The organism is Rhodobacter sp. Har01 (assembly GCF_020564565.1).
GTDB lineage: Bacteria > Pseudomonadota > Alphaproteobacteria > Rhodobacterales > Rhodobacteraceae > Pseudogemmobacter.
The window spans coordinates 32,307-57,948 of the sequence record NZ_JAJCTD010000004.1; the positions used below are offsets into that span (position 1 = coordinate 32,307).

The 25,642-nt window shown below is 68.2% G+C and carries 25 protein-coding genes, 1 tRNA gene and 1 riboswitch; of the genes, 14 read left to right on the plus strand and 12 right to left on the minus strand.

Annotated features, from left to right (window positions below; all coding sequences use genetic code 11):
- Nucleotides 1–16: 16 nt before the first annotated feature.
- Together LHP98_RS10875 and LHP98_RS10880 are read right to left on the minus strand one after the other, a co-directional pair.
- A complete protein-coding gene (locus tag LHP98_RS10875) occupies nucleotides 17–241 on the minus strand; it encodes an Ada metal-binding domain-containing protein (protein ID WP_227252564.1) in 225 nt (74 codons plus the stop codon).
- A 72-nt stretch (nucleotides 242–313) separates the two neighbouring features.
- On the minus strand, nucleotides 314–700 hold the full coding sequence (locus LHP98_RS10880; protein ID WP_227252565.1) for a DUF2147 domain-containing protein: 387 nt from the start codon (nucleotides 698–700) through the stop codon (nucleotides 314–316).
- Between the two features lie 138 nt (nucleotides 701–838).
- Here LHP98_RS10880 and hisA point away from each other — a divergent pair, with 138 nt between their 5' ends.
- Nucleotides 839–1,555, plus strand: a complete 717-nt coding sequence (gene hisA, locus LHP98_RS10885) for a 1-(5-phosphoribosyl)-5-[(5-phosphoribosylamino)methylideneamino]imidazole-4-carboxamide isomerase (protein ID WP_227252566.1) — start codon at nucleotides 839–841, stop codon at nucleotides 1,553–1,555.
- 4 nt (nucleotides 1,556–1,559) lie between these two features.
- Here the strand turns inward: hisA and LHP98_RS10890 are convergent, their stop codons facing one another.
- Nucleotides 1,560–2,435 (minus strand): hypothetical protein, encoded by an 876-nt coding sequence (locus LHP98_RS10890; RefSeq protein WP_227252567.1) that lies wholly within the window; start codon nucleotides 2,433–2,435, stop codon nucleotides 1,560–1,562.
- Nucleotides 2,436–2,563: 128 nt separating this feature from the next.
- On the opposite strand from LHP98_RS10890, the gene hisF reads away from it, so the two are divergent.
- From hisF to LHP98_RS10915, 5 genes are all read left to right on the plus strand, one after another.
- On the plus strand, nucleotides 2,564–3,325 hold the full coding sequence (gene hisF, locus LHP98_RS10895) for an imidazole glycerol phosphate synthase subunit HisF (RefSeq protein WP_227252568.1): 762 nt from the start codon (nucleotides 2,564–2,566) through the stop codon (nucleotides 3,323–3,325).
- Nucleotides 3,322–3,639 (plus strand): phosphoribosyl-ATP diphosphatase, encoded by a 318-nt coding sequence (locus tag LHP98_RS10900; protein ID WP_227252569.1) that lies wholly within the window; start codon nucleotides 3,322–3,324, stop codon nucleotides 3,637–3,639. The genes hisF and LHP98_RS10900 overlap by 4 nt, the downstream gene beginning before the upstream one ends.
- A gap of 123 nt (nucleotides 3,640–3,762) precedes the next feature.
- Nucleotides 3,763–4,191 (plus strand): hypothetical protein, encoded by a 429-nt coding sequence (locus tag LHP98_RS10905; protein ID WP_227252570.1) that lies wholly within the window; start codon nucleotides 3,763–3,765, stop codon nucleotides 4,189–4,191.
- Between the two features lie 37 nt (nucleotides 4,192–4,228).
- Nucleotides 4,229–5,623, plus strand: a complete 1,395-nt coding sequence (locus tag LHP98_RS10910) for a DUF692 domain-containing protein (protein ID WP_227252571.1) — start codon at nucleotides 4,229–4,231, stop codon at nucleotides 5,621–5,623.
- Nucleotides 5,624–5,656: 33 nt separating this feature from the next.
- Entirely contained in the window at nucleotides 5,657–5,950 is a 294-nt protein-coding gene (locus LHP98_RS10915; RefSeq protein WP_227252572.1) for a DUF6958 family protein, read from the plus strand.
- An 8-nt stretch (nucleotides 5,951–5,958) separates the two neighbouring features.
- Here LHP98_RS10915 and LHP98_RS10920 read toward each other — a convergent pair whose 3' ends face one another.
- Nucleotides 5,959–6,378 carry a CoA-binding protein gene (locus tag LHP98_RS10920; RefSeq protein WP_227252573.1) on the minus strand — a complete coding sequence of 140 codons (420 nt, stop codon included), beginning with the start codon at nucleotides 6,376–6,378 and terminating at the stop codon, nucleotides 5,959–5,961.
- Nucleotides 6,379–6,545: 167 nt separating this feature from the next.
- On the minus strand, nucleotides 6,546–7,322 hold the full coding sequence (gene rlmB / locus LHP98_RS10925) for a 23S rRNA (guanosine(2251)-2'-O)-methyltransferase RlmB (RefSeq protein ID WP_227252574.1): 777 nt from the start codon (nucleotides 7,320–7,322) through the stop codon (nucleotides 6,546–6,548).
- Between the two features lie 146 nt (nucleotides 7,323–7,468).
- On the opposite strand from rlmB, the gene LHP98_RS10930 reads away from it, so the two are divergent.
- The 4 genes from LHP98_RS10930 (at nucleotide 7,469) to LHP98_RS10945 (ending at nucleotide 9,715) form a co-directional block, all read left to right on the plus strand.
- Nucleotides 7,469–7,552, plus strand: a tRNA-Tyr gene (locus tag LHP98_RS10930).
- Between the two features lie 136 nt (nucleotides 7,553–7,688).
- A complete protein-coding gene (locus LHP98_RS10935; RefSeq protein WP_227252575.1) occupies nucleotides 7,689–8,477 on the plus strand; it encodes a dimethylarginine dimethylaminohydrolase family protein in 789 nt (262 codons plus the stop codon).
- A gap of 28 nt (nucleotides 8,478–8,505) precedes the next feature.
- A complete protein-coding gene (locus LHP98_RS10940) occupies nucleotides 8,506–9,489 on the plus strand; it encodes a hypothetical protein (protein WP_227252576.1) in 984 nt (327 codons plus the stop codon).
- Nucleotides 9,490–9,571: 82 nt separating this feature from the next.
- Nucleotides 9,572–9,715, plus strand: coding sequence for a hypothetical protein (locus LHP98_RS10945; RefSeq protein WP_227252577.1), 144 nt, complete (start codon nucleotides 9,572–9,574; stop codon nucleotides 9,713–9,715).
- Between the two features lie 18 nt (nucleotides 9,716–9,733).
- Here the strand turns inward: LHP98_RS10945 and LHP98_RS10950 are convergent, their stop codons facing one another.
- Nucleotides 9,734–10,333 carry a LysE family translocator gene (locus tag LHP98_RS10950; RefSeq protein WP_227252578.1) on the minus strand — a complete coding sequence of 200 codons (600 nt, stop codon included), beginning with the start codon at nucleotides 10,331–10,333 and terminating at the stop codon, nucleotides 9,734–9,736.
- A gap of 299 nt (nucleotides 10,334–10,632) precedes the next feature.
- Between LHP98_RS10950 and LHP98_RS10955 the strand changes: the two genes are divergently transcribed.
- Nucleotides 10,633–11,922 (plus strand): O-acetylhomoserine aminocarboxypropyltransferase/cysteine synthase family protein, encoded by a 1,290-nt coding sequence (locus tag LHP98_RS10955; protein WP_227252579.1) that lies wholly within the window; start codon nucleotides 10,633–10,635, stop codon nucleotides 11,920–11,922.
- Between the two features lie 4 nt (nucleotides 11,923–11,926).
- On the opposite strand, the gene LHP98_RS10960 is transcribed toward LHP98_RS10955, so the two are convergent.
- The 3 genes from LHP98_RS10960 to LHP98_RS10970 all read right to left on the minus strand — a co-directional run bounded on the left by LHP98_RS10960 (nucleotide 11,927) and on the right by LHP98_RS10970 (nucleotide 14,767).
- A complete protein-coding gene (locus LHP98_RS10960) occupies nucleotides 11,927–12,757 on the minus strand; it encodes a hypothetical protein (RefSeq protein WP_227252580.1) in 831 nt (276 codons plus the stop codon).
- A complete protein-coding gene (locus tag LHP98_RS10965; RefSeq protein ID WP_227252581.1) occupies nucleotides 12,757–13,941 on the minus strand; it encodes a hypothetical protein in 1,185 nt (394 codons plus the stop codon). Before LHP98_RS10965 ends, LHP98_RS10960 begins: the two co-directional genes overlap by 1 nt.
- Nucleotides 13,942–14,050: 109 nt before the next feature.
- A complete protein-coding gene (locus tag LHP98_RS10970) occupies nucleotides 14,051–14,767 on the minus strand; it encodes an SIMPL domain-containing protein (protein WP_227252582.1) in 717 nt (238 codons plus the stop codon).
- A gap of 173 nt (nucleotides 14,768–14,940) precedes the next feature.
- On the opposite strand from LHP98_RS10970, the gene LHP98_RS10975 reads away from it, so the two are divergent.
- The gene (locus LHP98_RS10975; protein WP_227252583.1) at nucleotides 14,941–18,039 is read left to right on the plus strand and encodes a hypothetical protein; all 3,099 of its coding nucleotides are present in this window, start codon (nucleotides 14,941–14,943) and stop codon (nucleotides 18,037–18,039) included.
- 131 nt (nucleotides 18,040–18,170) lie between these two features.
- Nucleotides 18,171–20,186 (plus strand): cation:proton antiporter, encoded by a 2,016-nt coding sequence (locus tag LHP98_RS10980; protein WP_227252584.1) that lies wholly within the window; start codon nucleotides 18,171–18,173, stop codon nucleotides 20,184–20,186.
- Here LHP98_RS10980 and LHP98_RS10985 read toward each other — a convergent pair.
- From LHP98_RS10985 to metZ, 3 genes are all read right to left on the minus strand, one after another.
- On the minus strand, nucleotides 20,104–21,552 hold the full coding sequence (locus tag LHP98_RS10985) for a TrkH family potassium uptake protein (protein ID WP_227252585.1): 1,449 nt from the start codon (nucleotides 21,550–21,552) through the stop codon (nucleotides 20,104–20,106). The two genes, LHP98_RS10980 and LHP98_RS10985, sit on opposite strands and share 83 nt — an antisense overlap.
- 47 nt (nucleotides 21,553–21,599) lie before the next feature.
- Entirely contained in the window at nucleotides 21,600–22,691 is a 1,092-nt protein-coding gene (gene folE2, locus LHP98_RS10990) for a GTP cyclohydrolase FolE2 (RefSeq protein WP_227252586.1), read from the minus strand.
- Between the two features lie 151 nt (nucleotides 22,692–22,842).
- Nucleotides 22,843–24,024, minus strand: a complete 1,182-nt coding sequence (metZ, locus tag LHP98_RS10995; RefSeq protein WP_227252587.1) for an O-succinylhomoserine sulfhydrylase — start codon at nucleotides 24,022–24,024, stop codon at nucleotides 22,843–22,845.
- Between the two features lie 46 nt (nucleotides 24,025–24,070).
- Nucleotides 24,071–24,148, minus strand: a riboswitch (SAM riboswitch).
- Nucleotides 24,149–24,274: 126 nt separating this feature from the next.
- Here metZ and LHP98_RS11000 point away from each other — a divergent pair.
- Nucleotides 24,275–25,642, plus strand: a complete 1,368-nt coding sequence (locus LHP98_RS11000; protein ID WP_227252588.1) for a tetratricopeptide repeat protein — start codon at nucleotides 24,275–24,277, stop codon at nucleotides 25,640–25,642.

Sequence of the window (25,642 nt, forward strand, 5' to 3'; positions counted from 1 at the left end):
TCCGCCCGCACCGCCGTCAACCGCCGCCACAGCGCCGGCAGGCGCGGAAACCTGCCGCCTCGGCCTGCGCGCGGCTGTCGAACACCCGCAGGTTTGCCCGCAGACAAGGCCGCGCCGGGCACCCGTCGCGACAGTGGATGCCGGTCGAGGCGACGGCCCAGACCAGGCCCGTCGCGCCCCTGGCCACAAAGGCCTGCCATTCGGCATCGCTCGCCGGTCGTCCGGTGTGGTGCAGGCGCATCAAGGGCCTCCGTCGCGGGTCACGCGGCCAGAGTGCCCCGATCCGCACCCGCAGGCGACCCGATCCTTGCGCCTATTTCACCCGCGCCCAGTTCTGCTTGGCGCAGATCAGCCCGCCCGCGACGCAGCCGCGCAGCTTGAGCTTGTTGCCGCTGAGTTCGATCGTGCCGTAATAGGTCTTGCCGTTCGAGGGACGGAACACCGAGCCTTCGTAGTTGCCGTCGCCCTGCGGGATCATGTCGATGACGATCTTCTTGCCCACGTTGTCGGATTTGACCGGCGTGCCCGCGGCGTCGAAGCTTTGGGTGATGGTGCCGCAATAGGCGGTTGCGCAGGGCGAGATGGTGACATGCGCGTACCGCTCTTCGTCCAGCTCGGTCTGCCAGACGCCTTCCAGCGGATCGGCCGCCGCCGCGGCGCCAAGCACCGCCAGCGCCGCGGCCAGCATCATCGTCTTCATTCGGGGTCCTCCTCCCACAGAGATGCGAAATTCTTTGCCGCCCCCGGTCCGCCGATCAAGCGTGACGTGGGGTCGCGCGCCCCTTCCCATCGCGCCCGCCCCGTGGCAAACGGCGCCCAAAGTCAGTGGAGCCGCGCCATGATCCTGTATCCCGCCATCGACCTGAAGAACGGCCAGTGCGTCCGGCTGCTGCGCGGCGAGATGTCGGCCGCCACCGTCTTCGGCGACGACCCGGCGGCGCAGGCGGCCAAGTTCGTCGCGGCGGGCTGCGAATGGCTGCATCTGGTGGACCTGAACGGCGCCTTCGCCGGTGTGCCGGTGAACGCGGCGGCGGTCGAGGCGATCCTGGCCCGCGTCAATGTCCCTTGCCAACTGGGCGGCGGCATCCGCGACATGGCCACCATCGAGGCCTGGTTGTCCAAGGGCCTTGCCCGCGTCATCCTGGGCACCGTCGCGGTCGAGAACCCGGCTCTCGTCCGCGAAGCCGCCCGCGCCTTCCCCGGCCGCGTCGCCGTCGGCATCGACGCCCGCAAGGGCCGTGTCGCCACCAAGGGCTGGGCGACCGAGACCGACATCCTGGCCACCGACCTTGCCCGCAGCTTCCAGGACGCCGGGGTGGCGGCGATCATCTACACCGACATCGACCGCGACGGCGCCATGCAGGGCCCGAACACCGAGGCGACCGAGGCCCTGGCGCGCGCCGTCTCGATCCCCGTCATCGCCTCGGGCGGGGTCTCGCGCCTGGCCGACTTGCTGGCCCTGCGCGACACCGGCGTGATCGCCGGCGCCATCTCGGGCCGCGCGCTTTATGACGGGGCCATCGACCTGGCGCAGGCTCTGGCCAGCTTGCGCTGATCCTTCAGCGTCGGAGGCCGCGCAGGGCGATTTGGGCCATCAGGCCCAGCCCGGCCACGCCCGCGGCAACCGCGAAGGGCAGGCTGACGTCGACCGCCCCCAGGATCGCCCAAAGCGACGGGGCGCCGAAGGCCACCATCACCGGCACGATCAACACCGGCAAATGCCGCCACAGCGGTTGCCGCACGGCCCATTGCCCCGGGCCAGCCCGCCGCATCAGTCCCCAGAGCGCCAGCAGCAGGACCGGCAGCACGGCCCGCAGCGGAGTTGGAAACGTCACGGCCTGAATCACGCCCACGGCCAGTGCCATCGTCGGCGCGACCCACAGCACCCAGCGGCGCGGCGCGGGCCGCCCGAGCCGACCGACCAGCCAAAGCGCCACCACGACCCCCAGCCCCGGCAACGCCAGATAGACCAGCAGCCCGTCCGGCCCCGGCAGCACCGGGCGCTCCAGCGGCCAGAACAGCGACCAGACCGTGAACAGCCCGCCGGCCGCCAGCCACAGAAGCATCCGCCGCCGCAGCGACAGCGGGGCAAGGCCGCCGCCCAGGATCAGCCCGCCGGTGATCAGGGCGTGCCAGGCGACCGGCGTCCAGACCAGCTGGAACGGAAAGGCGTCGTAGATCGTGCCGACCACGATGCCTTCCAGCAGATAGCCCAGCACCGCCCCGCCCAGGAACGCCGCCGCCCAGCCGCCGGCCCCGGTCCACAGCACCATCGACAGCGCGCAAGCCGCGGCGATGGAATAGGCGACCCAGGTCATCAGCCAGTCCGGGACCGAGGTGCCATCGGGCGGGACGATCCAGAACAGGTTCTCCGAGGCCCAGGTGGCGATGAATCCCAGGGCCAGGGAAACGGCCATGTAGCGCAGTCCCTGCATGGGCCGGATGCTGGCACGTGGCCTGCGCCTGGGCCAGTCCGCGCTGCACAGGCAAGCGGAAATCGCCAGCCACGGCCCTCCGGGGGTCGGGACTGGCCAAATGCCTTGCCCCGCGCTAAGACCGCCCCATGCTGAAAACCCGCGTCATCCCCTGCCTGGACGTCGCCGATGGCCGCGTGGTCAAGGGCGTGAACTTCGTCAATCTCGTGGATGCGGGTGACCCGGTCGAGGCCGCGAAGGCCTATGACCGCGCCGGCGCCGACGAGATCACCTTTCTGGACATCCACGCCACCCACGAAAACCGCGGCACCATGTTCGATCTGGTCACCCGCACCGCCGAGCAGGTCTATGTGCCCCTGACCGTGGGCGGCGGGGTGCGCAGCCACCGCGACGTGCGGGCGCTGCTGCTGGCAGGGGCCGACAAGGTGTCGTTCAACTCGGCCGCGGTGGCTGACCCCAACGTGGTGGCCGAAGCTGCCGACCGCTTCGGGTCGCAATGCATCGTCGTCGCCATCGATGCCAAGACCGTGGCGCCGGGCCGGTGGGAGATATTCACCCATGGCGGGCGCAAATCGACCGGCATCGACGCGGTCGAATTCGCCCGCACCGTGGCGGCCAAAGGCGCGGGCGAAATCCTGCTCACCAGCATGGACCGCGACGGCACCAAGGCCGGGTTCAACCTGCCATTGACCCGCGCCATCGCCGACTCGGTGGCAATTCCCGTGATTGCAAGCGGCGGCGTCGGCACGCTGGACCATCTGGTCGAAGGCATCACCGAAGGCCATGCCAGCGCCGTGCTGGCGGCCTCGATCTTCCACTTCGGCACCTTCACCATCGGCCAGGCCAAGGCCCACATGGCCAAAGCCGGCATCCCCGTGAGGCTGACATGACCGCGCACCCGCTGGACCGCCTTGCCGCCACCATCGCCGCCCGCAAGGGTGCGGACCCCGACACCAGCTGGACCGCCAAGCTTCTGGCCAAGGGTCCCGAGAAATGTGCCCAGAAGTTCGGTGAAGAGGCCGTCGAGGCGATCATCGAGGCCGTCCGCGGCGACCGCGCCAAGCTGACCTCCGAAGCGGCGGATGCGCTGTATCACCTGCTGGTCATGCTGACCTCGCGCGATGTGACGCTGGCCGAGGTGCTGGCCGAACTGGAACGCCGCGAGGGCACCTCAGGGCTGGCCGAAAAGGCCGCCCGCCGCTGATTGGCCGGCAGGCGCGCCATTGACGCCGCGCTGACGCCGAATTCACGCTCCGGTTGTTGCGCGACCCGGCAACTTGCCCGATCCTGAAGGGACGTTTCACCTATCCCTTTTCAGGAGACGACCATGAAAGACACTGCCATTTCCGCGCAGGCCGTTCGCGTTTCCATTCCCGCCTCGGTCGCCGGCAACATCGACGGGCTGAAGAAATCCATCGCCACGGTCCTTGGCAAGCTGGGCTGTCCGGCCTGCTGCTCGGGCTTTGACATCCGCATGGAACTGCAGCGCGAGCTGGCGCTTGCCAAGTCGTTCAGCGACACCGCCCGCGTCGGCGGCTGGGCGGGCATCCGGCGCGAGATTCCCAGCGTCGCGGTGGGCGTGAAACCCTCGGCCGTGGCGAAGCTTGCCGACGTCAACGCCATGATCGACCGCATCGCCGACATGACCGGCCACCCGGCCTGTGCCACCGGCTGCGACCTGTTCTTCCAGATGGAAGAGCTGTTCGTCATCGACCAGGCGATGAACGTCGAAGCCCCGGTGATGCGCCTTGGCTGACGCATCCCGCTTCCAGCCCCCCCGGCTTGGAATCGGCATGATCTTCTCTCCGGCGCTTCGCCCGTTTCTGGAGCGCCGGCCAGACGCGCTGGACGTGCTTGAAATCGAGCCGCAGACGCTTTGGCTTGCCGATGACGCCTTCACCGGCCCGTTCTATGAATTCGGCCCGGGCATCGACCTTTTCCAGGCCCTGCCCGGGCACAAGCTGGTGCATTCCGTCAGCCTGCCGCTGGGCGGCACACGGGTGCCCGACCCGGCGCAATGCGCGCTGATCCGCGCCACCGCGGACAGGCTGGCCAGTCCCTGGGTCAGCGAACACCTGTCCGTGGGCGGCACCCCGCACCAGGCCTCGGGCTTCTTCCTGCCGCCGTTGCAGACCGAAGCTTCGGCCGAGGTTGCCGCGGCCAACATCCGCGCCTTCGCCGGCCTTGTCGGCCGCCCAGTCGCGGTGGAAACCGGCGTGGCCTATCTGGCACGCAAGCCGTTCGAGATGACCGATGGCGTCTGGCTGGCCGAGGTCGCCGCCCGCGCTGATTGCGGCATCCTGCTCGACCTGCACAACCTTTACTGCAATGCCCGCAACGGCCGGCTGGATCTGGACGATTTCCTGCGCGCCCTGCCGCGGGAAAGGGTCTGGGAGGTGCACCTCGCCGGCGGAATGGAAATGGACGGCTTCTGGCTGGACAGCCATTCCGGGCCGATCCCGCCCGACCTCAAGGCGATGGCGCGCGAGGTGCTGACAGACTTGCCCAACCTCGGCGCGCTGAACTTCGAGATCTACGACAGTTTTCTCGAACGCACCGAAGAGAGGGTGCTGGACGACACCGTCGAAGACCTCCGCAGCCTCTGGGCTGTTGCCGGGCGCAGCACCTCGGACGCCCGCCCGCGCGACCTGGCGCCTGCCCTTCTGGCCGGGGCCCCCAGCCCCGCGTTGTGGGAGGCCGCGCTGACCGAAGCCATCTGGAAAGCCGACCCGGAGGCCCATCCGCACCCCGAGGACAAGGCCGCCCTGGCGCTTTACGCGCGGCTTGCCCGATCGTTCCGCGGCTCGATGCTGGCGCGCACCCTGCCGCGCGCGATCCGCTACTTGATCCTGCGCGAACGCGCCGCAGTCGAGGCCCTGCTCGACACCTTCTACTCCGCCGTCTCGGCCCGCCTCTATGCGCCGCTGGAGGCTGAGGCCTTTGCGGCCTGGGCGGCCACCGACCCAGACCGTCTGCTCCAGGGACTGCTGGACTATGACCTCGCGCTGCTGCGGACCCTACGCAATGGCAAGCCGCAGATCGTGCGCTTTCCCGGCAACCCCGGCCCGGTCTTCGAGGCCCTTGCCGACCGTCGGCTGCCCATCTGCCCACCGCCGCCGGAGTGGGAACTGGAGATCCTGCCCGACGGCCCGGCGCTTGCCAGCGGGGCGCCATCGGTGGCAGCATGACGCCGGCAGTGATCGCCGATGGGGTCGCCAGGCATGTCGAAGACTGAAATCCTGAATGTCTTGCAGCCGGGCAAGTCCTATCGGGTGGATGCCGCGAAGTTTGCCGAGATGCGACGCGCCGTGCTGGCGGCCCTGCCTGCGGTGGCGCCGGGGATCACGCCCGAGGCCTTGATCACCGCGGTCAAGACTGCCTTGGACCCCGCGCTGTTCCCGGGCGGGGAAAAGGCCGGCTGGTGGGTCAAGGCCGTGCAACTGGACCTTGAGGCGCGCGGCATCGTTTCCCGGGCCGAAAAGCCGCCGGTGCGGCTGTGGAAGACCAGCGCCTGAGCCGCGGGTCAAAGCCCCAGGCGGGGGATTTCAATCGCCGGGCAGCGGTTCATCACCGCCTTCAGGCCCGCGTCCCGGGCGCGGGCGAAAGCCTCGTCGTCGATCACTCCAAGCTGCAACCAGACCGCCTTGGCGCCCACGGCGATGGCCTCATCCACCACTGCGCCCGCCTCTTCGCTGCGGCGGAAGATGTCCACCAGGTCGATGGGGCCGTCTTTTTCCACCACCTCGGCCAGCGAGGCGCGCACCACCTGCCCCAGCGCCGCCTGCCCGGCGTGGCCGGGGTTCACCGGAATCACCCGATACCCCCGCCGCGCCAGAAAGGCCGCCACGCCATGGCTTGGCCGGTCGGGTTTCGGCGACCAGCCCACCACCGCGATGGTGCGGGCCCTGGTCAGGATTTCGCGGATCAGCGCATCATCATGCATCGGGGGCCTCCCCTCAGGTCAGAAAAACGCGCCCGTGCCGGAGGACACGGGCGCGCAAGGTGCGGAACGAGGGACAGTGCAATCAAGGACGGGGGTTCCGGTCCCGCCTTCCCTTGATCAATTGGGGACCGCGACGGCACGTTAAAGACACCGTCGCGCATTCGTGATCACCGGGTCACAGCCGCGTAAAGCGCCACCGCGGCCGCGTTCGACACGTTCAGGCTGCCGAACCGTCCTGCCGCCGGAATGCGCGCCAGGACATCGCAGGTCTCGCGGGTCTTTTCCCGCAGGCCCGGCCCCTCGGCCCCCAGCACCAGCCCCACCGGGCGGCCCTTGGCGCCGGCCAGCGCCTCGGCCAGCGGCATGTCGACCGCGCTGTCGAGGCCGATCAGCACGTATCCCGCGTCCTTCAGCTGCTGCATCGCCTCGGACAGGTTGGTCACCCGCAGGTAGGGCTGCCGCTCCAGCGCGCCGCTGGCGGTCTTGGCCAGCGCGCCGGTTTCGGGTGCCGAATGGTGGCGCGGGGCGATCACCGCGCGGGCGCCGAAAACCTCGGCACTGCGCAGCACGGCGCCGGCATTGTGCGGGTCGGTCACCCGATCCAGAAGCATCACCAGAGGTCCCCCCTCGCCCGCAACCGCCACATCGACCAGGCTGCCCCAGTCCAGCGGCCGCGCCTCCAGCGCCGCGCCCTGGTGCACCGAACCGGGGTCGAGCGGCGCTTCGAAGCGGCGGGCATCCACCACCTCGGGCTCGATCCCGGCCTCGGCCACCGCGTCCTCAAGTCGGTCGAGCGCGTTCTTCGTCACGATCAGCCGCAGCTTTTCGCGCCGTGGGTTCAAGAGCGCATCGCGCACCGCGTGCAGGCCGAAAAGCCAGATCGTCTCTTTCGCCTCGATGCGCTTGACGCGCTCTTTCTCGACCACCCAGGTGGGTTTCTTCATCGCCCAAAGCCCTTTGTCACAGGCCACGATCAAGGCGCCAAATCGGCCGCTCGCGCAAGTCCGAAACGGGACGGAAACGCCCCCGGAAGCGCGCCCGGAAACGCCCTTGACGCCCTGCCCCCCCTTGGCTACACCCCGCGGCCAGTGGGCGACGAGCTGCAAGGTGCGGCAGCGGACTGTAACTCCGCCGGGGCGACCCACGCCTGGTTCGATTCCAGGGTCGCCCACCAGGCTTTCTGCAAGGGAAGCGCAACACAGGGCCGGTCCTTCGGGGCTGGCCCTTTGCTTTTGCCCCCCAGCTTTTGCCCCTGCCCTTTTGGCCCGGGCTGCGCCATGTTGGCCGCGCCCAAAGCCCGGACCCTCGCCATGCGCTCCTGCCACTTCACCCATGCCATCGCCCGCCGCCCCGCGGCCTCGATCACCCGGGGCCTGCGCGCGGTGGATACCGGCACACCCGACCTTGGCCTCATGCAGTCCCACCATGACGCCTATTGCGCCGCCCTGCGGGGCACCGGCGCGACGGTGACCGTGCTTGACCCGCTCGACGCCTATCCCGACAGCGTCTTCGTCGAGGACACGGCGCTCTGCCTGCCCGAAGGCGCCGTGATCATGCGCCCCGGCGCGCCATCGCGACTGGGCGAGGCGGCCGAGATGCAGCCGCACCTGCGCGCACTTTACAGCCATGTCCGCCGCATCGAGGGCGAGGGCAGCTTCATCGAAGGCGGCGACATCCTGGTGACCGAAACCGAAATCCTGGTCGGCCGCAGTGCCCGCACCAATGCCGCCGGCATCGCCGAACTGACCCGCCTTGTCGCCGACTGGGGCCACCCAGTGCGCGAAGTCCACACGCCCCCCGGCGTGCTGCACTTCAAGACCGACTGCTCGCTGATGGACGGCGACACCATCCTGTCGACCGACCGCCTCGCCGCCTCGGGCTGTTTCCAAGGCTACCAGGTGATCCCGGTGGCCCCGGGCGAGGAAGCTGCCGCCAATGCCATCCGCTTCAACGCCGCGGTTCTGTTCCCCGCAGGCTTTCCGCGCACCCGCGACCGGCTGGTCGAGGCGGGCTTTGCGGTGACCGAGATCGGCAATTCTGAATGCGCCAAGCTCGATGGCGGCATGTCCTGCCTGTCGTTGCGCTTCAGCCCCGGCTGACCTATCGTCGGCGCAAACAGGCAAGCCCATGGCCCCCCCCTTCAACATCATCGCGGTCGTGCAGAACGGCCGCCTCGGGTTCGAGGCCCTGCTCCTGGCCGCCTCGCTGCGCGCCACCAACCCGAGCTTTGCCGGCCGCCTGATCCTGGCCGAACCGCAGCCGGGCCCCCTGTGGCGGGACGACCCCCGGCTGCCAGAAGGCCCCCTGCGCGACCGTCTCCTGGACCTGGGCGCTGACTTCCTGCCCTTTGACGCCGCGGTCTTTGGCGCCGCCTACCCCCAGGGCAACAAGATCGAGTGCCTGCTTTCGGCCCCCGACGCGCCCTTCCTTTTTCTCGACACCGACACCCTGGTCACCGGTCCGCTGGACAACCTGGCCTTCGATTTCTCCAGACCCTCCGCCTCGATGCGCCGCGAGGGCACCTGGCCCACAGTCGAACTCTATGGCCCGGGCTACACGGAAACCTGGAAATCGCTCTACGACCACTTCGGCCTGGATTTCGAAAGCTCGCTCGACCCCGGCCACCCGGACGAATACTGGCAGCGGTACCTTTATTTCAACGCCGGCTGGTTCTTCCATGCCAGCGCCCCCGCCTTCGGCCACCGCTTCCTGGACTATGCGCGCCAGATCCGCGATGCTCGCCCCGAGGCGCTGGTCTGCCAGGAAATCTATCCCTGGCTCGACCAGATCGCCCTGCCGCTGGTGATTCATTCCTTCGGCGGCGGGCGGCCCGGACCGGGCCTGCAGGGCCTCGACGGCGACGTGACCTGCCACTACCGCACGCTGCCGCTGCTCTACGCCAAGGAAGGCGACCGTGCTGTCACGGTGCTGGAACAGGTCGCCGAGACGAAGGAGAACCGCCGCATCCTGCGCGACTGGCCACAGGTCAAGCAGATGGTCTACCTGAACGGCGGCAAGCGGGCACGGGTCCTGTTCGACCAGGCGAACCTGCCCCACCGCGAACAGGCCATCCGAAACAGCTTGAAACGCAACGGCCTCTGGCTGCGCTAGGACCTGCGGGAAAACTGATCGTCGGATGCGTGTTTCATGCTAGGATCGGCGCATTGAGCTTTCAGGAATTGGAGGTTGGCCGATGCGTTTCCTGGTTTGCGTTGTTCTGCTTGCATCCTTCCCGCTGTCCGGCTGCGCCGTTATTCCCGGCCAGTCCGAGGGAGACAACACCTGGGGTGACGAAGACCGCGGCGGAGACGATGGCGGCGGCGGCTACTCTCGCTGATCGCATCCTGGCTGCGCTTCAAAGCTCCATCGTCACGACCGGATAAAGCGACGCGATCAGAAGCGTCGCCATGGTCCAGTTGAAGGCGCGCAACCGCGCGGGCGCCTCAAGCCAAAGCCGCAACCCCTGCCCGGCCGCCGCCCAAAGCGAAACCGAAGGCAGGTTCACCAGCGAGAAGGTCGCAGCCACCGCCAGATATGCCCCGACCGAGGGCGAGGTGACATAGGCCGCAACCGCGCCCAGCGCCATTGCCCAGGCCTTGGGGTTCACCCACTGGAACGCTGCCGCCTGCAGAAAGGTCATCGGCCGCGCCCGCGTGCGCCCGTCGCCCGGCGCGTCGGCCCGCGCGATCTTCCACGCCAGCCACAGCATGTAGCCCACCGAGGCGACCTTCAGCCCGCTCAGCGCCGGCGGCCAGGCCTTGAACAGCCCGGCGATCCCCAGTCCCACCAGGAACACCATCACCGAATGCCCCACCGAGATGCCCAGCATATGCGGCACCGTCCGACGAAAACCGAAGTTCACACCGCTTGCCAAGAGCATCATGTTGTTCGGTCCCGGCGTGACCGAGGTCACGAAGGCAAAGCCCAGCAGGGCCAAGAACAGATCGAATGTCACGCGCGCTCCCACAGCTGTCGCGGACCCATCCTGCACGGAAACCCTGCAGAGTCCCGCCCGCAAACGACGGCCCGGCCGGAAAAACCACGCGGCACCGAAGGCGCCGGTTCCTTCGTCCCGCCCGCCGCGCGAACGAAGCCGGCCGTGCGCGCACTGGCGCCCACGCTTCGTTCCGCCCCTGCGCAAGCGGCAGGACCGGCGTTCTTTTTCGCGCGCTCGGCTGTCCGGCACGGCCGTGGCGATTGCCCAAGGCCCCGGCCTCGCCTAGCCTGCCGCCAGAAAAAGATCCGGAGGACCCCATGACCGACAGACCCCAGGGCTTTGACACGCTGGCCATCCATGCCGGCACCGCGCCCGACCCCGCTACCGGCGCGCGTCAGGTGCCGATCTACCAGACCACCGCCTATGTCTTCAAAGACGCCGACCACGCGGCGCGGCTCTTCAACCTGGCCGAGGTCGGCTACATCTATTCCCGCCTGACCAACCCCACCGTGATGGCGCTGGCCAACCGGGTTGCGGCGCTGGAAGGCGGCGCGGGGGCCATCGCCTGTTCGTCCGGCCATGCCGCGCAGATCATGGCGCTGTTTCCGCTGATGGGGCCGGGCAAGAATATCGTCGCCTCGTCACGACTTTACGGCGGCACGATCACCCAGTTCAGCCAGACCATCAAACGCTTCGGCTGGTCGTGCAAGTTCGTCGATACCGACGATCTGGGCGCGGTGTCCAAGGCCATCGACAAGAACACTCGCGCGCTGTTCTGCGAAACCATCGCCAACCCCGGCGGCTACATCACCGACATCCCGGCGCTGGCCAAGATCGCCGACCGCAAGGGCATTCCGCTGATCGTGGACAACACCACCGCCACACCCTGGCTGTGCAAGCCCATCGAGATGGGCGCCACCCTGGTCGTGCATTCGGCCACAAAGTACCTGACCGGCAACGGCACCGTCACCGGCGGCATCGTGGTCGATTCGGGCAAGTTCGACTGGTCGGCCTCCGACAAGTTCCCCAGCCTGTCGCAGCCCGAGCCGGCCTACCACGGCCTGGTCTTCCACCCCACCCTGGGCAACATGGCCTTCACCTTCCACTCCATTGCCATCGGCCTGCGCGACCTGGGCATGACGATGAACCCGCAAGGTGCACACTACACCCTGATGGGGATCGAGACGCTGGGCCTGCGCATGGAACGCCACGTGAAGAACGCCCAGCAAGTAGCTGAATGGCTTGAGAAAGACCCGCGCGTGGAATACGTCACCTACGCCGGGCTGAAATCCAGCCCCTACGCCAAGCGGGCGAAGAAGATCGTGCCCAAGGGGGCGGGTGCCCTGTTCACCTTTGCGCTGAAAGGCGGCTATGACGCCTGCGTGAAACTGATCGACAACGTCAAGCTGTTCAGCCACGTCGCCAACCTCGGCGACACCCGCAGCCTGATCATCCACTCGGCCTCGACCACGCACCGGCAGCTGTCGCCCGAACAGCAGGTCGCCGCCGGGGCGCCGCCCAACGTGGTAAGGCTGTCGATCGGCATCGAGGACGTGGCCGACATCATCGCCGACCTGGATCAGGCGATGGCCAAGGCCACCGCGTAGGCGATCAGTTCAGCGGCGGGGCCGGATACAGCCCCGCCGGCATCGGCGCCAGCCAAGCCAGCCAGACCTGTGCCGAAGCGCCGTCTTCACTTTCCTGATCGACTGAGACCGACAGGATGCGGCACTGCGGCAGCTCTGCCCCGTCCTTCTGGCAAAGGTCCTGTGCGGCCTTGGCAAAACCGTCAAGCACGGTCGAACCGGCGAGCGCCGCCCCGTCCGTCTCGGGCACCACGGTCACGGACTCCTCGCGCAGCACGACGGCGGAAAGGTCGGGCAGCGGAGTCGCGGACGGCGCCAGGGCATAGGCGACCACGATCTGGAATTCGGCCGTCCCCGCGGCGGCATCGACGCTGCCTTCCTCGACCCCGGCCGACACCATCTCGCAGCGCGCAGCGAAGCCTTGCAGCAGAGCGGCACATTCCCGGTCGGCCAGAACCTGGGCGCGGATGTCCGCAAAGGCCTCCAGGAACGGCGTGCCCGGCAGTTGTTCGCCTTCAGAAAGCAGGTCGCTCAGCGGCGCGCGCCTTATGACAGTGGCCAGCCGTCGCTCGACAAGCCGGTCCTGTGCCAGATAGGCCGCCACGGTGGGCCGGTCGACCAGACCACCGCCGGGCGTGATCAGCCAGTTCTGTGCCGGCTCGGGCTGCGCGGCAGGCGTGGCGGCGCCTTGGTCCTGCGCGGCCACCGGCTCTGCTTCCGCTTCCCCGGCGTCTTCTGCACCGCGAAGAAAAGCCAGAGGCTCGATCCCGCGGCTTTCCAGAACCTGCCAGCCGGCAGCGCCGCCCGCCAGCAAGACCAGCGCAATGCCCAGGAACAGGATGATCCGCACCAGCATCAGAACTTCACTCCCGGCTTCAGGTTCTTCAGGTCGCCCCAGGCAAAGGCGGTGGCGATGGCCTCGACCTTCGAGGCGAAATCGGCGCCCTCGGCCTCAAGGCCCGGATGGTGGACATACTGGTCGACCGTCATGCGCACGGTGGCGCCGGCGTAGGGCGTCCAGACGGCGCGCGCCTCGGGCGTGGCGGGCACCGGGCCGGCAAGGGCCAGCGTGCCCTCGTCCCAGCCGCCGATCAGCGTCTCTGCCGCACCGGCGCCGAACATCGCCCGGAAGGCGGCGTCCCACTCGGCCTCCAAGCGGGCGAATTCGGCCAAGCGGGTTTCAAGCTCCTCGCCCTGAATCGCGCCGTTCTCGACCGACTGGAAGAACAGGTGATTGGGGTTCAGCGGATAGAACGGACGCAATCCGCAGGCCTCCATCTCGGCGTCCCGCATCACTTCGACCGGCACGCCTTCGGGCAGGTTCGCAACGCCCGCCTGCTCGCCTCCCAGCAGCACCACGCGCTCAAGCTTGGCACCCGGGGCCAGATGCAGGTTCAGAATGCGCAGCCCCTGGGGCACCTCCAGCACCAGATAGACGGGCCTTTCCGTCTCGGTCACCGCCACGTCGTAGGCGGTGAAGACCACCCCGGCCAGAAGGGGTTTGCGCTTGGTGCCGGTCGTCCGCAGGGTCCGGGCGAAGGCTTGTGCTGCCGCGGCCAGATCCGCGTCGTCATAGGTCGCCAGATCCAGCGGGATGCTGGACGAGACGCTGGCCCGGACATGCGCCAGGAAGGCCGTCGCCGAGGGCGGCGTCGGCGCGCAGCCGGCCAGCGGCTCAAGCGTTTCCGCCTTTGCCGCAGCCTCTCCGTTTCCGCGTTTGCGATAGTCTGCGAAGGCTGCGTCGATGAACACCGCACCACCGCCCGCCGCCGCGGCGATCGGTCCGTTCGCTTCCCAGCCTTCCGAGGTATCGGACAGATAGTCCAACGGGTTGCTTGAGGCATCGCCACCACCGTCCGGGCTGCCCGCCCAGCCACCATCGGCCGAGACCATGCCCGGCTCGCCGCCGAAGGTTTCAAGCCAGACGATGGCGCTTTCCGGCAGCACCTTCTCGAACACCCGCGGCCCGCCGGCGACCAAAGCCAGCATCGCCAGCATGATCAAGCCGACAATCGCCAAACTGACCGGACCACGAACCATCGGCTACCCCCGCCTACACCTGCGCCTTTGGCGGGGGGATACGCAGGGATTGGGGCAGAAACGGGCCGGAATGACGATGCTTTGGGGGAAATCCCGGCCCACGGCAGGATTACGGCGCGATTTCGTAGACGATGGTCACGCTGGCCGAATAGCTGACTTCGCCCTGCTGCACCGGCACCGCGGCCATGGCCGTCTCGGCCTTGTACATCGGGATCGGTGCGCCGTAGCCGCCGCCCTCGCTGATGCTCATCACCCGACCCAGCGATACACCGGCGGCGGCAGCGATAAGCTCGGCCTTGCCACGCGCATCCAGCACCGCGGCCTTGCGCGCCTCGTCCATCGCCGGGCGCGGGTCGGCCAGGCCGAAGCTCAAGCCGTTCAAGGTGTTGGCCCCGTCGGCCACGGCCGCATCCAGAATCTGGCCGAGCCCGCCCAGGGCGCGGATGCGGACTGTCAGGATGTTCGACGCGGTATAGCCGGAGATCTCGCCGTTGTAGGAACTGCTCTTGCTGTTGTCCCAGTTGGGATTGACCGACAGGCCGGTGGTCTGCAGGTCGCGGTCCTCGATTCCGGCGGCCTTCAGCCGGTCGATCACCGCCTGCATCGCTGCCGAATTGCCGTCCAGTGCGGCCGCGGCGGTCTCGCCCACCGTGGTCACGCCAATCGACAGCGTCGCCAGGTCCGGCACCGCCTCGGTGCTGGCTTCACCGGTGATGGTAATTGTCGCGGGCGGTGCGGCGGTTTCGGCCGCCGCCGCAAGCGGAGCCAGCGGCAGGGCCAGCGCCAACGCCAGGCCAGCCGGGAAACGGATCGGGGGGATGCGCATCAGGGGTCTCCTTTGCTTTGCCGCAACCTTTCTCCGCTATGACGCTGTCCACAAGACAATCCTTGGGCAGATCACGGGCGTTTTCCTTCCTTTCGGCAAAATCCTGCTGTAGAAGAGGAATTGGTCCGAGGGGTGCGTTTCCGGGCCCCAGCCCAATATGCTAGATGCGCGGCATGAAACCGAATTTCGCCCTGAACTTCACCGACACCAGCATCTCGCTTCTGCACCGCACCGCGAAGGGTTGGGTCCAGGTCGGCGAGACTCCGTTCGACGCCCCCGACCTGGATGAGGCGCTGGACTACCTCCGCAACACGGCCCTCGGCATGGCGCCCGGCGGGTTCTCCAGCAAGCTGGTAATCCCGAATTCTCAGTTGCTTTACGCCGAAATCGAGGCCCCGGGACCCTCGGAGGAGGAACGTCGCGCCCAGATCGTCGCCGCGCTTGAGACGCGCACTTCGCTCAAGGCCGACGAGATGGTGTTCGACTGGTCGGGCAAGGGCAAGACGGTCAAGGTGGTCGCCGTTGACCGAAATACCCTGACCGAGGCCGAGGCGTTCGCCACCCAGCACCGATTCGATCCGGTCTCGTTCGTGGCGATCCCAGAGCCCGGCAGCTTCACGGGCGAGCCCTGGTTCGGTCCGGCCGGCGCCGCCGCCGCGTTGCCCGCCGACAAGGCCGCCGCGCTGCGCGACAAGTCCACGATCAGCATCCTCGACGCCCCCAAAGGCGCGCGCAAGCCGGCCCGGGCCAGCCTGCCCGAAGCCGCGGCCGAAGCCCAAGCCGATCTGACGCCCGAGGAACCTTCGCCTTTCACGCCCGAGGAACCTTCGCCAACGTCCGGACCCGTGATCGGGACCGCGATGACGGCAGCCCCGCTGGCCGACGAAGCGCCGTTGCCGCCCGTGCCGCCGCGGGACATCCCTGATGCCGCGCCCTCCGCCTTGCCTGAGGCCGCGCCCGAGGCCGACGCCCCCCGCGTTGCCGGCAACGACGCCTGGCCCGAGACCGAGGGTCCGCGATCCCCGCCCGAGGACCTGTTGTCCAGTCTCCGGGCCGAAGCAGGACCGGACGCCGCACCGCAGCCGCCGGCCTTCCGTGCCTCGGGCGACGATAACATCCTGCCGAGGTCGGACGGGCTGCCGCCGCTGGTTTCGGCCCCTCCGGCGGCCGCCGAGGTGGACGAGGCGCCCTTTGCCCATGTGACAGATCCGATGGCCTTCCCCGAGGCCGAGGACGACATCGCGCCGCCGCCGTCCACGGCTGCGGTGCGCGCGGATGCGCGGCCCTCGGTACTGGATGCGCCGCCCGAGACCGACCTGCCACCCGCGCCTTCGGCGGCAGCGATGATGGCTTTTGCCAGCCGCCGCGCCGGCGAGACCGAGCCGGATTCCGCGCCCCGCGTGGCCCCGCCGCTTGGCGCCGCCACGCGCCCCGATGCGGCTACCCTGGCCCGCGCGGCGCGCGGCAAGCCGGTGGAAGATCTGCCACCGATGCCGCGCCCGCCGCAGGCCGGCGCGCGGCCGGCCATTCCCGGCGCCAAGTCGACCGCGTTGCGCGGCCCGACGGCGCTGGTAACGGCACCGTCGATTCCCGGCACGCGCAGGGTCAAGGCCAAGCCGCAGCCCCAGTTCAACGTCACCGGTTCTGGCGCTGCCTTGCAGACGGCCGCCTCACCAGCCGATGCGGCCCGCTCGCTGGGGCGCAGCCCGTTTGCCGGCCGCCCGGCCCAGCGCGGCAGGCTGCGCCACCTGGGTCTGGTTCTCACCGTTATCCTGCTGGTCTGCCTGGCCCTGGTGGCCGCCTGGTCGTCGTTCTACCTCACGTCCCGCGACCCCGAGCCGGCCGAAACGGGCGTGGCAACCGGAACCACGACGCCCGCGGTCGAGGACGAGATGCTGGCCGATGGCGAAGATCCCGCCGCTCTGGCCACAGGGGACGACGTTCTGGCGCTTGCCGAACCGGCGGTGGACCCGGCGGCCGAAGCCGAGACCACCGTCGAAGCCGACATGGAAGCTGCCGATGGTGCGGACGCAACACCCGCTCCCTTGCCCGAACCCGCGCCCGAGACCGGCGCAGGAACGGGGGATGGACCGGTCGCCAGCGCCCTGCTTGACCAGCAAGACGAGATCTTCCTGGCCGCAAACGACGCGCCGCCGCCGGCCTTCGACGCCCTTGCCCTGCCGCTCGTCGATGCCACGGCCGACAACCTGCCGGCGCCACCGATGCCACCGCCGGCTTTCGGCACGGTTTACCGCTTCGATGCAAACGGCCTGCTCGTACCAACGCCCGATGGGATTCTCAGTCCCGAGGGCGTTCTGCTTTATGCCGGCAAGCCGCCGCTGGTGCCGCCGGTGCGCAGCGCCGTGGCCGAGGCGGCTGCGACCGAGGCGCGCTCGGCCGTCGCCCCTGCCCCGGATGCGGCGGCCCAGGGCACAGCGCTGGTTGAAGGCTTGCCCCTGCCCGCTGCGGACGTCGAAACGGCGGACGGTGCAGCCCCGGCGGCCGAAGCCGCCGCTGAAGCCGCACCGCCGGCTGCCCAGCCGAACCCCGACCTCGCCGATCGGCGCCCGCGCGCCAGGCCAGAAAGCCTGCTCCCGGCCAATCCCGACGATGCGGCGCTGGATGCCGACCCGGCGACCGTTGTCACCAGCCTGCGGCCTCGTGGCCGCCCGGTGACCGTTCTGGCCGCGGGCGAAAAGGCCCGGGCCGAGACCGCAGGCGCCTCGCTGGCCGCTCCGGCCGATGTGGGCGCATCGGTGACAGCGGCCGCAGCCGCCGCGGCCGATGCCGCGAACCCCTCCCTGCTGTCCATCTCGCGCCGCCCGGCCGAGAAGCCCAAGGATTTCAGCCGCGCTGTCGAGGCCGCCGTGGCCGCAGCCGTGCGCATGCCCGAGCCGGCGGCCGCTGCCGCGCCGAAGAAGAAATCGGCCGCGAAGGACGATGGCGCGGCACCCGACCTCAAGCCGGAAGAGCAGGACGAGATCGACCAGCCCGAGGTCGCCGCCAGTGCCTCGCCAAAGATCCCGACCAAGGCGAGCGTTGCCAAGCAGGCCACCTTCACCAACGCGATCAACCTGTCGAAGACCAACCTGATCGGCGTCTACGGCACCCCGTCCAAGCGCTATGCGTTGATCCGCCTGTCGACCGGCAAGTACAAGAAGGTCAAGGTCGGCGACCGCATCGACGGCGGCACGGTGCAGGCGATCACCCAGTCCGAGGTGCGCTACCAGAAGGGCGGCCGTCTGGTCACGCTGAAAATGCCCAAGGGCTAGGCCGCTCGGCCGGCAATCAGACGAATCTGCGGCCGCGCGACGACATTCCCTTGCGTCCCGGAGTGGATTCGACTGCCCATCGCGCCTAGGCTGCGCGAGACACCCCTCAGGCCCCGACATCCCCGCCCGTGATGGAATCCTTCCTCTTCCAGGCCAGCCTCTATCTTGGCGCCGCCGTGCTGCTGGTGCCGCTGGCGGTGCGCCTGGGCCTGGGCTCGGTGCTGGGCTATCTTGCCGCCGGCATCCTGCTTGGCCCGGTGTCGGGCCTTGCAGGTGCGGAAAGCCAGGGCCTTCAGCACGTTGCCGAATTCGGCGTGGTGATGATGCTGTTCCTGATTGGGCTGGAACTGGAACCGCGCATCCTGTGGGACATGCGTCACCGGCTGCTGGGCTTGGGCGGGGCGCAGGTGGTGGCCACCACGGCGGCCATCACCCTGATTCTGGCACTGGTCGGCCTGGACGTCCGCTCTGCGCTGACCATCGGGCTTCTGTTGTCGCTGTCCTCGACCGCCATCGTGCTGCAGACCCTGGCGGAAAAGAACCTGATGCGCGGCCCCGGCGGGCGCGCGGCCTTTTCGGTGCTGCTGATGCAGGACATCGCGGTGGTGCCGATCCTGGCCGTTATCCCGCTGCTGGCGCTGCCCGGCATCGTCGGCCCCACCGCCGATCTTTTCGGCATCGTCAATCCGCAGGATCCGGCGGCCGAATCCGCCCTGCCCGCCGCCGAGCCGTTTCTGACCTTCATCCAGTCGCTGCCGTCCTATGCCGCCACCCTGATGACCTTGGCCCTGGTCGCTGCCATCATGCTGGCCGGGCACTTCCTGTCGCGTCCGGTGTTCCGCTTTGTCCACGCCTCGCGCCTGCCCGAGATGTCGACTTTCGTCTCGCTGCTGATCGTTCTGGGCATCGCCTTCCTGATGATGCTGGCCGGCCTGTCACCCGCGCTTGGCACCTTCGTCGCCGGCGTGGTGCTGGCAAACTCGGAATTCCGCCACCAGATCGAGGCCGACATCCGGCCGTTCAAGGGCCTGTTGCTGGGCCTGTTCTTCACCACCGTCGGCATCGGCATCGATTTCGACGTTTTCCTCCGCGCACCTGGACTGATCGTTGGTGCGGCACTGGGGCTGATCGCGCTCAAGGCGGCGCTGCTGTTTGGCCTGGGCATGCTTTCGGGACTGAAAGGCAAGGATCGCTTCCTGTTCAGCCTGGCGCTGGCGCAAAGCGGCGAGTTCGGTTTCCTGATCGTCGGTTTCGCCCGCAGCGAAGGCGCCCTCAGCCTGGGCACCGGCCAGGTGGTGATGCTGGTCATCAGCCTTTCCATGCTGGTGACACCGCTGCTGTTCCTGCTTTACGATCTGATCGCCCGGCAGATCGTTCCTGGCGGTCCCGCGCGCAAGCCGGATGCCATTGACCAGACCGGCCGCGTGCTGATCGCCGGCATCGGCCGCTTCGGCCAGGTGGTGAACCGGCTGGTGCGCTCCTCCGGGGTGTCGACGGTGGTGCTGGATTCCGACATGGCCGTGATCGAGCAGATGCGCCGCTTCGGGGTGAAGGGATTCTTCGGCGACCCGTCACGCCCCGAGTTGCTGGAGGCCGCGGGTCTGGCCACGGCAGAGGTGCTGGTGGTGGCGGTCGGCGACCGCGACAACGTGTTGAAGATCGTCCGCCACGCCCGCAGCCTGCGGCCCGACCTGCACATCGTGGCACGCGCCCGCGACCGGGTGCATGTCTACGAATTGTATCAGGCCGGGGCCAATGACATTGTCCGCGAGACCTTCGACTCGTCCGTGAGAGCCGGGCGATATGTGCTTGAGAACATGGGATTTACCGAATACGAGGCGTCGCAGCTTTCGCAGACCTTCTGGCGCCTCGACCGGGCCGGGATGCGCGACCTTGCATCGCTCTGGGTGCCCGGCCAGCCCAGCCATCTGAACCCGGCCTATGTGGCCCGTGTGCGCCAGCTGGACGACGAACTGGCCAGCGCCCTGGGGCTTGAACTTGAACAGACCCGCCCCGCCGCCGGGGCCAGCGCCGAGGTGCAGACCGAGACGAAGGCCAACGCCCCTAGCGCCGCCAGAACGTCGGCAGAAGCAGCACCAGGATCGCCAGCAAGCCCAGCCGGCCCAGGATCATGGCAAGAGTCATGATCAGGATCGCGCCATCGGGAAAGTCGATGAAGGTGCCGGTCCGCGCCACCAGCGGGCCAAAGCCGTAGCCGACATTGCCCAGCGTCGTCCAGACCGCGAACAGCGCCGATTCCAGGTCCACCCCCAGGAGACTCATTGCCACGCTGAGAACGCCCAGGATGACGATGAAGCTTGAGATGAACATGATCAGCGCGTGGATCACGTCCTCTTCCACCGTCCGGCCGTCGTATTTCACCGGATCCACCGCCGAGGGGTTGGTGATCTGCCGCACTTGCCGGCGGACCACCGCCATCGCCACCTGCACCCGAAAAACCGACAGGCCCGCTGCCGATGACCCCGAACAGGCGCCGCAGACGCCGATGACGAAGGCCACGATCAGCATCAGCCCGCCCCAGCCGGGGAAACTGCCGGAAAAGAACCCGGTCGAGGACATGATCGAGGTCAGGTTGAACAGGCTTTCACGGAACGCCGGCTCGACGGCCATGTCCGAGGTCAGCACCCGCCAGACCGTGACGATCAGCACCGCCGTCAGCAGCCAGCGCGCATAGGCCCGCACCTGGCTGTCTCTCCACAACGGCGTGGCCTGGCCATTGAGCAACTGCACGTATCGGATGTAGGGCAAGCTGGCCAGAAACATGAACAACGCGCCGAAATATTCACCGGCACCCTGAAAGCCCCCGAACGAAGTGTCGTAGGGCGAGAATCCCCCGGTCGCGATTGTGGCAAAGCCATGCACCACGGCGCCCAGCGGCGGCATCCCGATCGCCGAATAGACTGCGATACAGGCCACCGTCAGGATGGCGTAGACATACAGCAGCTGCCGCGCGATGTCGGTCGCCCGCGGCAGCGCCTTGCCAAAGGTGTCGAACCCTTCGGTGCGAAAGAACTGCATCCCGCCGATCCGCATCAGCGGCAGGAAGATCATCGCGATGAAGGCGATGCCGAGGCCCCCCAGCCAGTTGGTCATGCCGCGCCACAGGTTCATCCCATCGGGCAACTTGTCCAGACCGTAGATCACCGAGGCGCCGGTGGTGGTCAGGCCCGAGGTGGCCTCGAAGAAGGCGTCGATGAAGCGCAGGTGCGGCTCGCCCAGCATGAAGGGCAGGCCGGCAAAGACCGGCAGCACCGTCCAGATCGCCGCCGTCAGCAGATAGGCCTGCCGCACGTCCAGCTGGGTGGCCAGCGCATTGGTCGTGGCCATCGACACCGCCGCGCCGACAAAGCCGGTGATGACGGCAGCCTTGGCGATGGCAAAGCCGTTCGGATCGCCGGCGCGCCAGTCGACGATGGCCGGCGCCACCATCAGGATGGCCAGGACGATCAGGATTCTTCCGATCACATAGGCGACAGGGCGCAAGTCGATCATGGCCGCAAGGCTTAGGGCCTTGGGCGGGTCAGGTCAAACCCGCCCCTTCACCCGGCGTGGATCAGGCTGGCAAACAGCCGCGGTTCCAGGCTTTCCTGCGCGAAGGTCTCGCCTTCGGTCAGCAGGCTGACCGCGTCGTGGCTGTGCAAGGATTCCTGATGGCTGGCCACCACGCGGAAATCTCCCACCCGGCGATCGGCCTTCAGCGCCTTGCAGAAGCTGCGTGCCGCGTCCTCAACGAAGATCGGGTTGGCCGCGTTCAGTTCCGCAAAGGCCTGCTCGTCCTCGCGCTTGACCATCACCTGCGTCTCGGTCGGCACGCCCTCGCGGGCAAGGTCGATCAGGTCTTCGAACCACAGGCACGCCGCGCCCACCAGTTCCACCGAAATCCGCGCCACCGAGCGCTGCGAATGCGGCGTCGCCAGCTGGCCACGGGTCATCCGGGCGTGCTCGCTCAGTTCCAGGCTGCAAGGGCAGGTGCTTGAATAGACATAGTCGAGGTGCATGATCTTCTTGCGCACCCCGGCCGCTTCGACCAGTTCCAGCGCGATGTCGTAATATTGCCAGCCCATCAGCCCCGACCGCAAGCTGGCCACCTTCACCGGGAAGGAAAACCGCATCTGGATGCGCGCGTCGAACGACCCGAGGTCGCGCTTGTAGTCGTCCAGCGCGTGCTCGATCACCGCGAAGGAAAAATCCTTTTCGGAATGGGCATAGAACGACCGCATGATGCGGCTCATGTTGATGCCCTTCTTTTCCGCCTCAAGGCTGACGGTGCCGGTGACCGAGGTCTCCAGCGTCAGGTCGCCGTTGTCACGGGTGTGATAGCGGATCGGCAGGCGGAAGTTCGAAATCCCGACGTGCTGGATCGTCTGCTTCTCGCCCACGATCAGGCTTGCGGGGCCGTTCTGCAAATCGGGCAGGCTGGCCTTGTAGGCCTCATCCGCCACGAAATCCGCCGGATAGACGCGGTTCAGCACCGGATAGGCCTGCCCCGGCAGCAGGTTGCCCACCACCGGATCCAGCCGCGCGATCTCGTCATCGCTGGACTTGCCCGCCCATTGCCGCAGAACGGCCAAGGCAGCTTCCGCTTCTTCGCGCGAAGGCTTGCGGTCGATCTCGGGGGTGTGGACGTTCATCAGGGCGTTCCTTTCGGTTCGGGCAAGCGGTGCTGCCGTCAATTTCCGGAGAGTCTTACGGGCCATCCCCGCCGCCGGATCACTCTGGTCCGCAGCAGGCTGTTCATCAGATAGGCATTCGCGCCCGAATCACAAGCGCCGTTTGCGACCCTTACGCCGCCGCCAGCGCCTGGGTCAGGTCGGCGATCAGGTCGTCCGTGTCTTCAAGCCCCACCGAAAGCCGGATCAATCCCGGCGAGATACCCAGCGCGTCCTTCATCTCTTGCGGCAGGCGCTGGTGGGTGGTGGTCGCCGGATGGGTGGCGATGGTCTTGGCATCGCCCAGGTTGTTCGAGATGCTGGCGATGGTCAGCGCGTTCAGGAACCGGAAGGCGGCGTCCTTGCCGCCCGCCACCTCGAAGCTCACCAGCGTGCCCCCCGACCCCATCTGCGCCATCGCCAGCGCGTGCTGGGGGTGCGAGGCAAGGCCCGGATAGATCACCTTGGCCACATTCGGGTGGCCTTCCAGCGCCTCGGCGATCCTGGCCGCGCTGTCGGCCATGGCCCTGCAGCGCAGGTCCAGCGTGGCCAGCCCGTTCAGGTGCATCCAGGCGGTGAAGGGGCTCATGCTGCCGCCGGTATGCTTCATGTAGGGCTCGGCGACCTTGCGGATGAAGTCCCTGGTGCCGCAGATCACGCCGCCCAGCGCGCGGCCCTGGCCGTCAATGTGCTTGGTGGTGGAATAAACCACCACATCGGCGCCCTGCTCCACCGCGCGCGAAAAGACCGGCGTGGCAAAGACGTTGTCCACGATCACCGTGGCGCCCACACTGTGCGCGATCGCGCTGACGGCGCGGATGTCCACCAGCTCAAGCGTCGGGTTCGACATCGACTCGAAGAAAACCGCCTTTGTGCCTGGAATGACAGCCTTTTCCCACTGCGCCAGGTCGGCGCCGTCAACGAAGGTGACGCGCACGCCGAAGCGCCCCAGAACCTCCTCAAGGATGTAAAGGCACGATCCGAACAGCGCCCGAGCGCTGACCACATGGTCGCCGGCTTTCAGCATCGACACCAGCGCCCCGTTCACCGCCGCCATGCCGCTGGCGGTGGCGAAGGCGTCTTCCGTGCCCTCAAGCGCGGCGATGCGATCCTCGAACATCCGGGTGGTGGGGTTGCCGTAGCGGGCATAGATGAACTCATCTTCGCCCGCCTTGATGAAGCGCGCCTCGGCCGCCTCGGCGCTGTCGTAGGCGAATCCTTGCGTCAGGAAGATCGCCTCGGCCATTTCGCCATACTGGCTGCGGCGGATACCCTCATGCACCAGCTTCGTGCGCGTCTTCCAGTCCTTCGTCATCACGGCCCCCCAAGGCCAAGGAAAAACCCCGAAACCGATCAAGGCTCCGGGGTCACCCGTCCCCTCTTTAGCGGAATGTTTAACGTGGCCCGCAATCCGGTCACAAAGCGCCACGGAAGCGGGGCATACGACTTCCAACCGTTGCGGTCAACCGCAGGGCCCCGGATGGCCCCGGATGGCCGCACTTGATTTTCCGGACGGTCTGGCCAAGGCTCCGGGTCAATTCATTTTCTCCATCCCGGGGTGTCCGATGCCTTTGCGCCTGTCGCTTTCTCTCATCGCCCTGGCTGCCGTGCTGGCCAGCCCGGCCGCCGCCGCCTGCTCCGACCCGGATGAAGGCATCGACCTCAACCAGCGCCTGGCCGATTGCGAGGCCGAACTGGGCCAGATCTGGGACCGCTCGGGCGCGGCGCATCTGGTGTTCAACCAGGGCCGCACCCTGCGCCTTCTTGGCCGCCACGAAGAGGCCCTGCCGGTTCTGCACGAGGCCTTGCGATACAACCCGGAACGCGGCCTTTACTGGGCCGAACTGGCGCGGCTCTATCTGGCGCTTGGCGAACCCGGAACGGCGGCGGCGATGTTCGGCCAGGCCATGGCGCAGGAACCGCAGGACCCCTATGCCCGGGCGGACCGGGCCGAGGCGTGGTTCAACCTTGGCCGCGAGCAGGCCTGTATCGAGGATCTCGACGCCAGCCTGCCCCAACTCAAGGGCATGCAGGATGAGGCCTGGTTCCTGAACCTTCAGGGTCGGTGCCAGCACGCGGCCGGCAGGCAGGACAAGGCCATGCAGGCCTTTGACGCAGCCCTTCAGGTCTTTCCGGACTATATCGACGCGCTTGGCAACAAGGCCTTCGCCCAGTTCGCGGCGGGGCAATACGACGCGGTGCTCGCAACTTCCGACGGCTTGCTCGACGCCCAGCGGTTCCCCGACCTGGCACCGGGCTGGGAAATCTCGCTGCGCGGGCTGCGGATCGAGACGCAGGACTTTCTCGGCCGCCCGGCCGCTGAGGCCGCCGCCGAAGTCGCGGCCCTGAAGGCCAAGTTTCCCGACGACCTGCAGGTGACCAATCTCGACGCCTGGCAGAAGTTCCTCGCCGGCGACCTTGCCGGGGCGGACACCGCAGCGCAGCCCTTGCGCGACAGCCCGGATGCGCAGGGCTTCATGCTGGACACTGCCGCCCAGATCGACCTGGCTCTTGGCCGCAGCGATGTCGCCCTCGACACCTTCTACAAGGCCGCCTGGATCGACCCCGGTGTGGCATCGGGCTGGGTGCCCGCGCTGGCCGCGCAGGGTTATCTGCCGCAGACCCGTCTGGCCGATGCTGTCCTGCTGTCCTTGCGCCGATGCGTTCAGGACAAGGGGGCGGACTGCAGCCTGCGGCCGCTGCCGGTCACTGCGCCGCAGATGGTGACGATTGCCCGGCCTGCTGACCCGGCGCCGGTCCCCGCGCCCGAACCCGCCGGCCCGCCCAGCACCACGCCCGGCGCGCCCGGCGGCGAAGGTCCGGGCTTTGACCCGGCCCCCGCTCAGCCGGCCGGAGGCGCCGCGGCTGACGAACCCGCCCCCGAACCGCCGGCGCTGGGTCGCGCGCCGGGGTCTGTCCGCGCCGCACCCTGA